Origin of the sequence: Kribbella sp. ALI-6-A, assembly GCF_001984195.1 — a bacterium.
Lineage (GTDB): Bacteria > Actinomycetota > Actinomycetes > Propionibacteriales > Kribbellaceae > Kribbella.
On the sequence record NZ_MTQN01000006.1, the window covers coordinates 101,102 to 115,289 of the forward strand.

General features: G+C 69.8%; 12 protein-coding genes. 6 read left to right on the forward strand and 6 right to left on the reverse strand.

Annotated elements, in window-relative coordinates:
- Positions 1-102 precede the first annotated feature (102 nt).
- From BWI15_RS03015 to ffh, 5 genes are all read right to left on the reverse strand, one after another.
- Entirely contained in the window at positions 103-1,473 is a 1,371-nt protein-coding gene (locus BWI15_RS03015; protein ID WP_077012727.1) for an N-acetylmuramoyl-L-alanine amidase, read from the reverse strand.
- A 133-nt stretch (positions 1,474-1,606) separates the two neighbouring features.
- On the reverse strand, positions 1,607-2,704 hold the full coding sequence (locus BWI15_RS03020) for an amidohydrolase family protein (RefSeq protein ID WP_077012728.1): 1,098 nt from the start codon (positions 2,702-2,704) through the stop codon (positions 1,607-1,609).
- A 25-nt stretch (positions 2,705-2,729) separates the two neighbouring features.
- Positions 2,730-3,911, reverse strand: a complete 1,182-nt coding sequence (locus BWI15_RS03025) for a lytic transglycosylase domain-containing protein (protein WP_237771102.1) — start codon at positions 3,909-3,911, stop codon at positions 2,730-2,732.
- 379 nt (positions 3,912-4,290) lie between these two features.
- A complete protein-coding gene (locus BWI15_RS39210; RefSeq protein WP_077012730.1) occupies positions 4,291-5,739 on the reverse strand; it encodes a lytic transglycosylase domain-containing protein in 1,449 nt (482 codons plus the stop codon).
- Between the two features lie 241 nt (positions 5,740-5,980).
- Complete coding sequence (gene ffh / locus BWI15_RS03035; RefSeq protein ID WP_077012731.1) at positions 5,981-7,564, reverse strand: signal recognition particle protein; 1,584 nt, start codon at positions 7,562-7,564, stop codon at positions 5,981-5,983.
- Between the two features lie 248 nt (positions 7,565-7,812).
- Between ffh and BWI15_RS03040 the strand changes: the two genes are divergently transcribed.
- Together BWI15_RS03040 and BWI15_RS03045 are read left to right on the forward strand one after the other, a co-directional pair.
- Positions 7,813-8,253 carry a hypothetical protein gene (locus tag BWI15_RS03040; protein WP_077012732.1) on the forward strand — a complete coding sequence of 147 codons (441 nt, stop codon included), beginning with the start codon at positions 7,813-7,815 and terminating at the stop codon, positions 8,251-8,253.
- 117 nt (positions 8,254-8,370) lie between these two features.
- Entirely contained in the window at positions 8,371-9,303 is a 933-nt protein-coding gene (locus BWI15_RS03045) for a hypothetical protein (RefSeq protein ID WP_143465381.1), read from the forward strand.
- Between the two features lie 48 nt (positions 9,304-9,351).
- Here BWI15_RS03045 and BWI15_RS38655 read toward each other — a convergent pair whose 3' ends face one another.
- The gene (locus tag BWI15_RS38655) at positions 9,352-10,308 is read right to left on the reverse strand and encodes a hypothetical protein (protein ID WP_143465382.1); all 957 of its coding nucleotides are present in this window, start codon (positions 10,306-10,308) and stop codon (positions 9,352-9,354) included.
- Between the two features lie 562 nt (positions 10,309-10,870).
- Between BWI15_RS38655 and BWI15_RS03055 the strand changes: the two genes are divergently transcribed.
- The 4 genes from BWI15_RS03055 (at position 10,871) to BWI15_RS03070 (ending at position 14,128) form a co-directional block, all read left to right on the forward strand.
- Positions 10,871-11,290: a hypothetical protein gene (locus tag BWI15_RS03055; RefSeq protein WP_077012735.1), complete on the forward strand. Its 420-nt coding sequence runs from the start codon at positions 10,871-10,873 to the stop codon at positions 11,288-11,290.
- 3 nt (positions 11,291-11,293) lie between these two features.
- Complete coding sequence (locus tag BWI15_RS03060; protein WP_077012736.1) at positions 11,294-12,421, forward strand: hypothetical protein; 1,128 nt, start codon at positions 11,294-11,296, stop codon at positions 12,419-12,421.
- 212 nt (positions 12,422-12,633) lie between these two features.
- Positions 12,634-13,071 carry a hypothetical protein gene (locus BWI15_RS03065; RefSeq protein ID WP_077012737.1) on the forward strand — a complete coding sequence of 146 codons (438 nt, stop codon included), beginning with the start codon at positions 12,634-12,636 and terminating at the stop codon, positions 13,069-13,071.
- 4 nt (positions 13,072-13,075) lie between these two features.
- The gene (locus tag BWI15_RS03070) at positions 13,076-14,128 is read left to right on the forward strand and encodes a hypothetical protein (RefSeq protein ID WP_077012738.1); all 1,053 of its coding nucleotides are present in this window, start codon (positions 13,076-13,078) and stop codon (positions 14,126-14,128) included.
- The last annotated feature ends 60 nt before the right edge of the window (positions 14,129-14,188 follow it).

Here is a 14,188-nt window from a genome sequence, read left to right on the forward strand (position 1 = left end):
CCCCGTCGGTACAGCTGGCTCTACTCTTCGCCGGGTAGTCCACTGGATAGTACCGACCCGACGGGCCCGGCGGCGCGCATTCCCCCGGGCCCATCGGGCGTGTCAGCAGACCGGTACGCCGGGCAGCTTGGCGTCCGGGTGGTCGATGTAGATGTTGGTCATGTAGCCACCCTGGTCGCGCAGCTTGGACCACCAGTTGTTGGAGGTGCCTTCGGCGGTGACCGTGTCACCCTGCTTCTGGCAGGTGACGAAGACCTGCGTCGGGCCGGCCAGCGTGGTCACGATCGACGCGGACAACCGCGCGTCCGAGCGGACCCGGACGCCGCTGCCGTAGGTGGTGAAGTTGTAGGTCGGCGGGTTCGGGTTCACGCCGTTCACCAGCTGCATGTAGTAGGTCCAGTTCCAGTTCGGGCCCGGGTCGGTGTGGTCGTTGTCCGGCAGTTCGTTGTGACCACGAATGTGCGCCCGGTCCTTCGGGATGCCGCGCCGGTCGGCGATGCTGCGGGTCAGCGCCGCCGACGAGCGGTACATCGCGTCGGTGAACCACGACGGCTGGTCGACCCAGCCCTCGTGCTCGATGCCGACCGTGTATGGGTTGGCGCTGCGGGCGTGCCAGGCGGTGTCCTTCTCGGCCACCATCTGGGTGACCTGGCCGTCGCTGGACCGGATCACGTAGTGCGCGCTGACCTGCGCCGCCGGGTTCTTGAACCAGCTGATCGCGCCGGCGTACGAGCCCTGGGTGACGTGGATGACGATCGTGCTGATCGCCGCGGTCCGGCCGACGCGGTAGTTGCTGGTGCTGGCCGCGTTCCAGATCGCGCCCGGGTAGTCCACCGCCGCGATCGAGGTCGGCGTCCGGGTGCCGAGCGGGGCGACGTTCGCGTACTTGCCGCGGTCCGGGCTCACCTTGACCGGCGCGGTCGAGACGCCCGCGGCGCCGACGCCGAGGCCGATGATCCGGTAGACCTCGTCGGCGTAGAGCCTGGCGGTCGGGCCGTCGGCGGAGTGCGAGTACTGCGCGACGACCGCGTACCACTTGCCGAGGTCGTTGCGCTCGGCCCCTTGCAGACCGGCCTTGTCGGCGTAGGCGTCCAGGACGGCGGCCGCGCCGCGCACGTTCGCGCCCGGATCCTTGGCGAGCTTCTCGACCGGAAGCCCGGTGAGCTTGGCGGCCTCGGACATCGTCGGGTTGGCCGGGTTGCTCGCCAGGTGCATCACGCCGTACCCATTGGCCTGGCTGGGCAGGCCGTCGTGGCCGTCGAGGTGTGACTCGGCGTACCCGATGCCGACGAGCAGTTCACGCGGTACGTCGTACTGGGTCGCGGCGGTCTTGAACGCCTCGGCCAGTCTGGAGGTGGCGCCGGTCTCGACCGGCTCGGCGGCGTTGCTGGGCAGCGCACTCAACGCGAGTGCGCCGGCCGCCGCCGTGGCGAGCACGGCGGTCAGTCTGCGGACGCGGGCAGTGTGGAACATGGGCGGAATCCTTCCGAGGGGCGTCGAAGGTTTCCCTCACGGTAGGGCAATATCTTCCGGCCAGACCAGTAGTTGAGTGAACTTTTTGCGGTCACTCGGTGAAATCACTCGACCACGGCAGGATACGGCCGATTCAGCCCTTCACGACGCGGCCACGCAGCACGATCAGCCGCGGCCGGTCGAGCACTCGCGGATCCTGACGTGGGTCCTCGTCGTAGACGACGAGGTCGGCCGGCGCACCCGGCGTCAGCTCCCCCGGTACGCCGAGCCATTCGCGCGCGGCCCACGATCCGGCCGCGAGCGCCTGCTCGCCGGACATGCCGATCTCGGTCAGCGCCCGGATCTCGTCGGCGACCAGCCCGTGACCGAGCACGCCGCCGGCGTCGGTCCCGGCGTACACCGGGACTCCGGCCTCGACCGCGTTCCGCAGCGTCTCGTGGCGGCGGGCGAACAGGTCGCGCATGTGGGCGGCGTACTGGGGGAACTTCGCCTCGGCCTGGTCGGCGTACATCGGGAAGTTCTCCAGCTGGATGATCGTCGGTACGACGGCGACGCCGCGCCGGGCCATCTCGTCGAGCATCTCCGGCCGCAGCCCGGTCGCGTGCTCGAGGCAGTCGATGCCCGCGGCCAGCAGGTCCGGCAGCGCGTGCTCCCCAAAGACGTGCGCGGTGACACGCGCGCCGAGCTCGTGCGCGCGGGCGATCGCCGCGTCGAGCACGTCGGCCGGCCAGCACGGGGTCAGGTCGCCGGCGTCCCGGTCGATCCAGTCGCCGACCAGCTTGACCCAGCCGTCACCGCGACGGGCCTCCTGCTCGACGTACGCGACCAGCTCGGACGGCTCGATCTCCCAGCCGTAGTTGCGGATGTAGCGCTTCGAGCGGGCGATGTGCCGGCCGGCCCGGATGATCTTCGGCAGGTCCTCGCGGTCGTCGATCCACCGGGTGTCGGCGGCCGAACCGGCGTCGCGGACCAACAGCGCGCCGGCGTCCCGGTCGGCGATCGCCTGCTCCACCTGGGTCGCCTCGTCGACCGCGCCGCGCTGGTCCAGGCCGATGTGGCAGTGCGCGTCGACCAGGCCCGGCACGATCCAGCCGTCGGTGCTCAGCGTGCTGACGTCAGCAGTGGCGGGCCGGTCGACGACCAGCCCGCCACTGAGGTGGATCTCCTGCCGCTCGCCGGCCGGCAGCACCGTGCCGGCGAGTCTGAGTACCCCGGATCCGGTCGTCGTCATACCGCCGACCGTAACCGGGAACGTGTCAGCCGTGCGAGCCGCTGCCCTGCGTGCAGGGTGTGGGGTTGCCCTCAGTCGCGCACGGCGAACCGGTCGGCGACTCCGACGGCGTCGTGGACGGCGTGGGCGTCGGGGTGGGCGTCGGATCCGGGGTCGGCGTCGGCGTCGGCGTCGGGGTGTCCTCGGTCGGCGTCGGCGTCGGCCGTTCTGACGGCGGCCTGGTCGGCTTGCTGGTCGGCCGGGTCGGCCGGTCGGTCACCGGCGGCGTCGGGTCGACCGGCCGCGGGACCGAGGTCTCGACCGGCGTGCTCGGCAGCGGCTTCGGCGTCGCCGTTGCCTTGGTGTCGTCCGGCACGTCCGGGACGTCGCGCGGATCCACCTTGCGCTCGGCGTTGCCGGTCGGCTTCGGGGTGGACAGGTTGCCCTTCGCGTTCGGGATCAGGACGGCGCTCTTGCTGTACACGCGCATCCAGCGCAGCACGGTGGCGACGAAGTCCTTCGAGTGCTGGTAGCGCAGCAGCGCCGCGACCAGGTCACGCGGGCGCTTCAGGTCGTCGCCCTCGGAGCACAGGTAGACCGCGACCGTGGTGACCGCGTCGTACACGTTGTTGGGATTGCGGAAGCTGTCACCGTTGCCGTCGGCGCCGAACTCGCTCCAGACGCCCGGAACGATCTGCATCGGGCCGACCGCGCGGTCCCAGACCCGGTCGGCGTCGTACCGGCCGCGGTCGGTGTCAGGGATCTTGCCCAGGCCGGCGCGACCGTTCAGCACCGGGCCGAGCAGCCTGCCGCGGGTCGTGCCGGCCACGTCGACCCGGCCGCCGCTGGCGTGGTTGGACTCGACCTTGCCGATCCCGGCCAGCAGGGGCCAGGTGAGACCGCAGTTCGGCCGGACCACGGCGAGATTCGCGGTGGCGCGGCGGTAGGCGGGGAAAACCCCGCGCGGGATGCCGTTCACGGCGTTCGGGCGGCCCGGCCGGACGACCGAGCGGCCGTCGGTCGCGCCCTGCACGGGCACGTCGGCGCGGGCGGGCTTGTCCGATCCGATCCGGCCGTCCACTCCGGGACGCTGCGGCACGATCATCGTCAGTTCGTCGAATTCACCGCTGTTCAGCCCGGCCCCAGGCGATGGGGCGACCGGGCTGTCCGCCGCGAGCTGGCCGGAGGCACCGGCTCCGCCCGAGGCGACCGTGACGATGGCTCCCACCAGGAGGGGGGCCGTGCACAGTGAAGCGATGATGATTTTGACCCGACGGTTTCCACTACGGGTTAGGCGCATAGTCCGATCAACGAACGACGCGCCACAAAGTTATCGAGATCTGACGGAAAGTTAACGTTGCCGGGAGCCCGCTGGGAAACGGGGCGCTGGCACCGGTGAACCGCCGGGGAGGGCGGGTGGCTCGGTCGTTGTTCCGGGTACCGTACCGGGTCGGTGGGCGGGGTGCACATCGGGGCGTCTTCGGCGCCGACGGGGCGGTTCTGCGTCCCGGGCGTGTTCAGGCCGCCGATGCCGAGTCCGGTCAGGGCCTCGAGCCGGCCACATCCATGCCGGGGGCCCCGATCGATGTCCGGGCCTTGGGCCCCGATCAGGAGGCCGACGGCTTCGGAGGAGCGGTCTGGGTGCCTTGACCCTCGGCGCCGTTCGGCGTGTCACCGTCGGGGGTGCAGGTCGGTGCCGGGGTCGGCGTCGCCGTCGGGGTCGCGGTCGGCGTCACGCACGGGTCCGGCGCGGGCGTCGGGGTCGGCGTGGTGGTGTCCGGCGTGTTCGTCGGCGTCGGCGTCGTGGTGGTCGGCGTGTCCGTCGGCGTCGGCGTCGTCGTGGTCGGCGTCGTCGTGGTCGGCGTCGTGGTGGTCGGCGTCGAGGTCTCGCTGTCCGTCGGCGAGGGCGTGAGCGTCGGCGGCGAGGGCTTCGTCGGCGGCTTCGGCGTGTTCGTCCACGGCGGCTTCGAGGACGGCCGCGGGGTCGGCAGCGGCGTCGTCGGCTGCGACGTGGGGACCAGCGTCGGCGACTTGGTCGGCTGAGTGGTCTGAGTCGGCTGCGTCGACTGGCTGGGCTGGGTCGGCTGGGTCGTCGTCGTACTGGTGGTCGCCGACGGCCGCGGCGTGGTGTCGTCGTCGCCCGGGATCTGGGTCGGGTCGTCGTCCTTCTGCACATTGCCGTCGTCGTTGCCCGGCGGGGTGATCACGCCGTCGTCGTCCGGGGTGGTGATGGTCGTGTTGCTGTACGACTTCATCCAGCGCAGCACGGTGGACACGTAGTCCATCGAGTGGTTGTAGCGCAGCACAGCCTCGACCAAGCCCTGCGGATCGCTCAGGTCGGCGTTCGCCGAGCAGAGGTAGTCGCCGGCCGCCCGCGCCGCGTCGAACACGTTGTGCGGGTCCTTCACGCCGTCGTTGTTGCCGTCGGCGCCGAATCCCTTCCAGGTGCCCGGGATGAACTGCATCGGGCCGACCGCGCGGTCCCACTGGGTGTTGCCGTCGAACTGACCGCCGTCGGTGTCACCGATCGCGGCCATGCCCGGCCCGCCGTCGAGCACCGGCCCGAGGATCTGCCCCCGGGTCTTGCCGGCCGCGTCGACGCGGCCGCCGCTGGCGTGCGCGGACTCGACCTTGCCGATCCCGGCCAGCAGCGGCCAGGTGATGTGGCAGTTCGGCTTGGCGACGGCGAGGTCGTTCGCGGCCTTCTGGTACGCCGCGAGCACGGTGCCGGGAATGCCCGAGACCGCTCCGCTCGGGCCGATCACCGGCTGCTGCTTGCTGTCCGTGGCGCCGGTCACCGGGACCTCGATCGAGGACCGCTTCTCCGAGCCGATGCTGCCGTCGACGCCGGGCACCTTCGGCACGTTCTCGACCAACTCGTCGAACACCGAGTCCTGGCGCGGCTGGCTGAGCGCGTGCGCGTCGACCACGAACGTGTTCGACGGGACGCCGCCGGCGACGAACACGGCGACCATCGCGGCGGGCGGCGCAAGACAGATCCACGTCGCGGTCAACTTGCCCCGCCACGTGTCGAGATCCCTGAACTGCCGCCTCATCCGAACCCGTCTCCTCGACGTATTCCGCAGTTACCCCCGTGCTCCGGGCGCAGGCACGATCTTAACGGGTGAGCGGTCAGGGACAACCGGTCACGGTGAGTCCCCCGGTTCGGACAACCAGTTTCAGCGCTCGTACGACGTCCTGGCGTCCGTCGTACCGCCCACTCCCCCGCGGGGCTCGCGCCTCGCTTCCCTCACCGTACGCGCAGGCCCCGCGGACGTCATCCTCCCGAGGAGGAATTCACTGCTTGTTCTTGTCGTCCCCGTCGATCAGGTTCTTGAAGGCGTCCGGCAGCTCGAAGTTGCTGTTGCCGAGCTGACCGCCGAACGCGGCCGGCAGCTCGCCCGGCGCGGGCTCGGCCGGCTGCGAGGGACCCTGGTTGGCCCGCTTGGCCGGGTTGCCCGAGCCGCGCTTGGACTTGCCCTTCTTCGCCTGCTGCTTGCCCTTCTTGCCGCCGCCCATGCCCGGCATTCCGGGCATTCCCGGCATCCCTGGCATGCCCGGCATGCCCTTGCCGCTGGCCATCGCCGACATCATCTTGCGGGCCTCGAAGAACCGCTCGACCAGGCCGCTGACGGTGGCCACCTCGGTGCCCGAACCCTTCGCGATCCGGGCCCGGCGGGAGCCGTTGATGATGTGCGGATCGGCCCGCTCGGCCGGCGTCATCGAGTGGATGACCGCCTCGATCCGGTCGATCTCGCGCTCGTCGAAGTTCTCCAGCTGGTCCTTGAACTGGGCCGCGCCGGGCAGCATGCCGAAGATCTTGGTCAGCGGGCCCATCTTGCGCACCGACTGCATCTGGGCGAGGAAGTCGTCCAGGGTGAAGTCCTTGCCGCCCTTCTTCTGCAGCTTGGCGGCGGTCTTGGCGGCCTGGTCGGCGTCGAAGGTCCGCTCGGCCTGCTCGATCAGGCTCATCACGTCGCCCATGCCGAGGATGCGAGACGCCATCCGGTCGGGGTGGAAGACGTCGAAGTCCTCGAGCTTCTCGCCGTTCGAGGCGAACATCACCTGGCGGCCGGTGACCTGCGCGATCGACAGCGCGGCACCACCGCGGGCGTCGCCGTCCAGCTTGGACAGCACCACGCCGTCGAAGCCGACGCCGTCCAGGAAGGCCTGCGCGGTGACCACCGCGTCCTGACCGATCATCGCGTCGACGACGAACAGGATCTCGTCCGGCGTCACCGCGTCCCGGATGTCCGCGGCCTGCTGCATCAGCTCGGCGTCGACACCCAGCCGGCCGGCCGTGTCGACGATCACGACGCTGTACTGCTTGGTCCGCGCCTCGTCCATCGCCTGCTTGGCGACCTGCACCGGGTCACCGACACCGTTGCCCGGCTCCGGCGCGAACACCGGTACGCCGGCCCGGTCACCGACCACCTGCAGCTGCGTCACGGCGTTCGGACGCTGCAGGTCGGCCGCGACCAGCATCGGCGTCTGGTGCCGCGTCTCCTTCAGCCACTTCGCCAGCTTGCCCGCGAGCGTCGTCTTACCGGCACCCTGCAGACCCGCCAGCATGATCACCGTCGGCGGCCGCTTGGCCATCCGCAGCTCACGCGTCTCGCCACCGAGGATCTTGACCAGTTCCTCGTTGACGATCTTGATCACCTGCTGCGCCGGGTTCAGCCCACCCCGCACCTCGGCCCCACTGGCCCGCTCCTTGACGGCAGCGATGAACTCCTTCACCACCGGCAACGCGACATCGGCCTCCAGCAACGCGATCCGGATCTCCCGGGCGGTCGCGTCGATGTCGGCGTCGGTCAGCCTGCCCTTCCCCCGCAAGTTCTTGAACGCAGCGGAAAGCCGATCGGAAAGCGTGTCGAACACAGCAAAGTCCGTTTCTTCAGTCGAACCCAGACAACTCGACGAGTCTACCGGGCGCCCGCACCCGCCCGGACCCCGCTGACCGATGAGGGCCGGCGCGAGGACTCTCGCCCTCGAGTCAGCCGTCGACAGGCGGCCGAGACCGACGCGACGCCCTCACCCGAAGCTGTGGACAATGTCGGCGGTCCGATCGCGGATTCGGATACTTTGCCTACGTCAGGCGACGCCGTCACGGAGGAGGGCCAGGTCGAATGCCACTCGACGCCCATGAATTCACCTTGGCTCTCGCGCACGCGAAAGAGCATCTCGAGCAGGACCCGACCGTCGATGTCGCCGCCGAGCAGGATCGATTGAGAGCGCTGGTTCCGGCCGACGCCTCCGAGGACGACAAGCGCTGGACGACGATCCTGATCGATCGTCTGGCCGAGCCGCCGCCGGCACCACCTCAGCGGAGCGCGCTCTACGATCAGGCCGCTGAGATCCACGCGGCCGCGTTCGCAGCCGAGGGAAGCATCGACGAGCAGATCGCCACCGCTCGCGAAGCCCGCCGACGCATCTTCGCACTCGCCGAGCAGGCAGATGAGGACGAGGCAGCCGACATCCGGGCGATGACCAGACCGCTCGAGCACTGGGAGAACGAACTGCGCGACCCTCCGTGGCCGATCGAGGGATCGCGCGGACAGGGCAGCTGAGCGATGGGCGGCAGCGACTCGATTGTCTCCCCCGGGTCCGCCACCTATCGCGAATTCGTTCGGCTGTACGCCGTAGCGTCTCGGATCGCACCGACTCCGGTCGACCGTTGGAGCGGGGTGCTCCGTGCGTTGCACACGCCGCCGGGCGAGCCGGAGCGGTGGGGCGCCTTCGACCCGAGATCGGGCGACATCAGCCTGTCGGCCGAGCTCGTCCTGCCCCATCTCACTGGCCCGGCCCCTGGTGTCGCCGGTCCCGCGCAGGGACAGGCGCTCGCAACCGTTCTCCACGAAGCGACCCATGCCCGGATGGAGACCGATGCGCCGCATGAGCCGAACGCAGTCCGCACGAACGAGTCTCTGGGACTGATCGAGGCGTTCGCCGAGTACCGCGCCGTTCAGCAGTTCGAGACGTTCGCTGTCGCCGCCGGATACCCGGACGTCTACCTGACCACACCGCAGTACCCGGGGTGGTACGCCGCGATGGACGATCTGGTCCGCCAGGTCTCCGGTCCGGTCAAGAGCCGCGCGGCGTTCCTCGACGAGGCGATCCGCGGTCCCGGCGCCATGCACTTCGACCAACTCGCCGACAGCGTCGTCAAGAACCGGCTGACGCACGACGTTCCGGCCGGCGAGAAGGACCAGCGCGCAGCCCGGGCGGCTCTGATCCCAGCGATGGCTCACCGCCTGTGGCCGTCGCTGCGAGCCCGACCGGCTGAATCGGGCTTGATGGTCGCCAACGAGATCCGGCAGCACCTCGACGCGCAGGTGGACAAGATCCGTCACTACTACCGCGGCAGCCCGGGCCAGCCGTATCCGGCGGAAGCGCCCAACCCGACTGCCATACAGCTGTCTCCCGATAACGGCTTAGCAATGAGCGATCCGAAAGGTCGCACGGAGCCTGCGGCTGGTGTCGACCTGCGATTCCTGAGCGGCCAGGCGCCCGCATCCGGCGCCACGGCAAGGAGACCGTCGCTGGGTCAGGGAGCCCGCGGCTCGGGAGGACCGGTCCGGCGAGACCCGCACCGCGGCACGGATCGCGACCGGAGCTGACTTCTCCCGCACTTGTGGATAAGTCCGGTCGCACATCGTGCCGAACAGCTAGCGTTTCACCGACGACCCACCGAAGGAGCTTCTGTGCCCCTGGACATCGCGAAGTTCAACACCGCGTTCAACCGGGCCCGGGATCGAGTTCGGAGCGATGGGGCCGCTCAGGTCGCGGTCGAGCAGGCGGAGTTGCGCGCGTTGGTGCCGGACGACGCGTCGGAGCACGACAAAAAGTGGACCGCCGAACTGATCGACGCACTGGCCGCGCCGCCGGAGCCCGAGCGACAGTGGAGCGAGCTCTACCACGAGGCGGGCCGAATCCACGTCGCCGCTTACCCGGTCGAGGGCACCGTCGACGAGCAGATCGCCGCCCTCAACGCGGCCCGCCGGAGGATCTGGGAGATCGCGGATCGTGCCGCCGAGGACGAAGCGCCCCACATCCGCGCCATGACGCGGGTCCTCGAGCACGTCGAGCACCTCGAGCAAGAGTTGCGCAATCCGGCCTGCCTGACTGACGCCGGCGGCTTGGTTGTGCCGCGGGACGCGCGACGGCCCGACCGAACGTAACGCCGTGCGCTCGCGAATCTGGACTGCCGGAATGGGGGACTGGTAGAGCTCCCGGACTTCGAGCTGTACGCCGCGGCCGCGGGCTATCCCGGTCTTGTCGTCGCCCGTCCGCAGTACGCCGGAGCCTTCGCCGCCATGGATGATCTCGTCGGCCAGGTCACCGGTCCGGCGCTCGATCGGCACGCCTTTCTCGAAGACGCCGTCCGCGGACCCGGCGCCATGCACTTCGACCAACTGGCGAACGCCGCTGTCCGGAATCGTCTCGCGGAGGTCGTTCCACCAAACGCCGACGATCAGCTCCGGGTCAGGGCGGCGTTGATCGCAACGATGACCCATCCGCTCTGGGTGACACTGCTGCACGATCGACCACCGGACGTCGGACGCATGGTCGCGCACGAGATCCGACAGAGCTTGAACCAGAAGATCGACGAGATCCGCCAGCACTATCGCGCCCAGCCGGGGCAGCCGTTCCCAGCGGAAGGACCGAACGCAAAGGCCGCGCGGGTTGCTGAAGGCAACAGGTTGGCGGCGTTGCCGGCGCCGAATAGAAGTGATCGGGTCGACAGGTCCGCACCCGATTCGGGCGGGCGGGTCGATGAGCCGTCGCCGGGCGACGGTGACCGGGTCGACGGAGCGGTGCGGGGCGGGCGGACGCCTGCGGAGGGGCGCGGCTCGGAGCTGCGGTTCCCGGACGGGGTGGCTCCTGCCGCTGGAGCGACGGCACGGCGACCTTCGCTGGGGCAGGGGGCGCGGGGCAGCGCGGGAAGGGCCGGCGACCGGAGTCAGGGGTGGAGCGGGTGTAACCGTTTGACGGCCAGCGGTGGGCGCGCAACAGCGGGCTGACGCGCGCCTGGGTGCCGGGCTCGGGTCCAGGGGTCTGCGACGCGAGACGGAGCCCGATCGGGAGGTTGCTGGCTCCACCCTGCGATGACCTGTGGATATCTCCGGTCGGCCAGTACTGTCTGCCGCTAGCGTTTCACCTACAGTCCGGACCGAAGGAGATCCCGTGCCCCTGGACATCGCGAAGTTCAACTCGGCGTACACCGACGCGCGGGATCGGGTGGAACGTGAGCAGGCCGACGTGGCGACTCAGCAGACTCACCTGCGGACCCTCGTTCCGGAGGACGCGACCCAAGAGCATCGTGATTGGGCCGAGTACCTGATCGCCTCGCTGGCCCGACCGCCCGCGCCGCCCAGGCAGTGGAGTGAGCTCTACCACGAAGCGGGACGGATTCAGGTCGCTGCGTACCAGGCCGAAGGAACCGTCGAGGAACAGATTGCGGCGCTGCGGGAGGCTCGGCGACGGATCTGGGAGATCGCAGATCGCGCGGCGGAGGACGAGGCGCCGCACATCAGAGCCATGACTCGGTCGATGGAGCACATCGAAGACGGGCTGCGGAACCCGTTGTGGCCGCAGGACGACTGACGCGTGCAGAGCGGCTTGCCCCTCGTACCGCGCGAAGCCGCGGTCTACCGGGAGTTCGAGCGGCTGTACCACCTCGCCCGCACGCTGCGTCCGACGGCCACGGATCGCTGGACCGGTGACCTCGTCGCGGGTGGAACGGAAAGCTGGGGAAGCGTCGACAGGAAGTCCGGCGCGATCACTCTGTCCGCCCAGCACGTGCTCCGCCATCTCCGCGGCTCGGATTCCCGGGGCGGTGCGGACCAGCAGGCACAGGCACTCGCCACGATCCTGCACGAAGCGACGCACGCGGGGATGGCTCTGGAAGCACCGACGGCGGCCAACGCCGTTCACAGGAACCTGATGTGGAACGTCATGGAGGGCGTCGCGGAAGTGAGGGCTATGGCCGACATTCCGGCCTTCGCGGTGCTCGCCGGATACGGCGAACTCCCAGTGCCGCCGCCTCAGTACCCCGCGCCGTACTCAGCGATCGATGGACTCTTGAAGCAGGCGTCAGGTCCTCGCCGAGGACGCGGTTCTCTGCTTGACGCACTGTCCCGCGGTCCGGGCGCGCTGCACCTCGACGAACTGGCGGACGGCGTGCTGCAGAACCGGCTGGCCGACGTCGTCCCTGTGGGTGACCAGCAGGCCGTCCGGGCGGCACTGATCGAGCCGATGCTGCATCCTGCGTGGGGTCATATCGGCAAGATGGCGAGCGGCATCGGCGAGAGTGTCGCGCGCGATATCCAGATCAAGCTGAACTCCACCGTCGACGAGATCCGCCAGCACTATCGCGCCCAGCCCGGGCAGCCGTTCCCGGCGGAAGGACCGAACGCCGAGGCAGCGGGGATTGCTGATGGCAACAGGTTGGCGGTGTTGCCGGCGCCGAATGCGAGTGATCGGGTCGACAGGTCCGCCCCGGCTGCGGGCGGGCGGCCTGATGGGTCGTCGCCGGAAATCGGCGATCAAGTCGACGGGGCGGGCCGCGGCGGGCGGACACCTGCGGAGGGGCGCGGCTCGGAGATGCGGTTTCTGGACGGGGTGGCGCCTGCCGCTGGAGCGACGGCACGGCGGCCTTCGCTGGGGCAGGGAACTCGAGGCGCGGCGCAGCGCGCGAAGGGCCGGCGACCGGAGTCAGGGGTGGAGCGCGAGTAACCGTCGGACGGTCAGCGGAGAGCCCGCCACCAGTTGGCTGAGCTCCGCCTAGGTGCCGGGCCCGGGAGCGCCGATCCAGGGACTCGCGACGTGAGACGAGGCCCGATCAGGAGGTCGCTGACTCCGTCCTGTGATGACCTGTGGATGACGGCGGTCGCCCAACGCGCCGAACGGCTAGCGTTTCACCAGACATCTCAACCGAAGGAGAAGCCGTGCCTCTGGACATCGCGAAGTTCAACTCGGTGTACACCGACGCGCGGGGTCGCGTGCGGCGGGAGGGCGCGGACGTGGCCGCAGAGCAGGCTCGGTTGCTGGAGCTGATACCGGACGACGCCGCCGATGACGACCTTCGTTGGGCCAAGACGCTGATCGCCTCGTTGGCCGAGCCGCCTGCTCCACCGCGTGAGTACAGCGAGCTGTACCACGAGGCCGGGCGGATCCAGGCCGCTGCGTACCAGGTCCAGGGCACGGTCGAGGAGCAGATCGAGGCGCTCGCCACGGCGCGGCGGAAGATCTGGGAGATCGCCGATCGCGCCGACCGTGACGAGGCGCCGGACATCAGGGCGATGACGCGATCGATGGAGCACGTGGAGGACGGGCTGCGCAACCCGTTGTGGCCGGCAGACGATCAGCCAGGACAGAACAGCTGATCTGGTGGACACTCGCGCGCACCTCGTACCGCGCGGAACCCCCGTCTACAAGGAGTTCGAGCGGCTTTACCACCTGGCGCGGGCCTTGCGTCCGACCACCACGGACCGTTGGAACCGCGAACTCCTCGCCGGGGGAAGCGGGAACTGGGGCAGCGTCGACAGACAGTCGGGTGCGATCACCTTGTCCGACCAGCACGTGCTGCGTCATCTGCGCGGCTCGGGCTTCTCGAGTATGGCCTCTGAGCAGGCCCAGGCGTTGGCGACGATCCTGCACGAAGCCACTCACGCGGGGATGGAACTCGACGCCCCGCAAGCCCGTAATGCGGTCCGGAGCAATCTCATCTGGAACATCATGGAGGGTGTCGCCGAGGTGCGAGCGATGGCCGACCTCGAGGCCTTCGCGGATCGGGCCGGGTACGGCGGCCTACCCGTTCCGAAACCTCAATACCCCGCCCCGTACGCCGCGATCGAGGGGCTGATCGTTCAGGCTTCCGGACCACGGAAGGGCGATGGTGCGTTGCTCGACGAGCTGTCCCGCGGACCTGGCGTGCTCCACCTGGACTGCCTGGCCGACGGCGTTCTGCAGAATCGCCTGGCCGATGTCGTACCTGCGGGCGACCACCAGGCGGTTCGAGCGGCACTGATCAGGCCCATGCTGCACCCGGCCTGGACCGAGATCCGGCATATGGGCAGCAGCATCGGGGCAAGCGTGGCACAGGACATCGCCGTCAAGGTCAACTCAGCGGTCGACGCGATCCGCGGGCACTACGCGTCCGGACGGAACGGTCCGTTCCCGGGCGACGTCTTCGATCCAGCAGCGCGGGAACGAGGCGGCGGGGCGTCATCGGATCCGAACCGTCGAACGAACGGGTTGGCCCGTGGTGCTGGGATGCCCTCGACGGCGGCGCAGAACGAGGTCCCGGAGATTCGGTTCTTGAACGGGGTGGCACCCGCGGCGGGGGCTACGAGCAGGCGGCCGTCGTTGGGGCAGGGAGCGCGGGGAGCGGGTAGGCCGATGCCGCCGAATCCGGAGCGTACGACGGAGCGTGACCGCTAGTGGAAGCACCCCAGATGGCCTAGGGTTAACCACTCAGGCATCCACTAGTGGTTAGGGGCG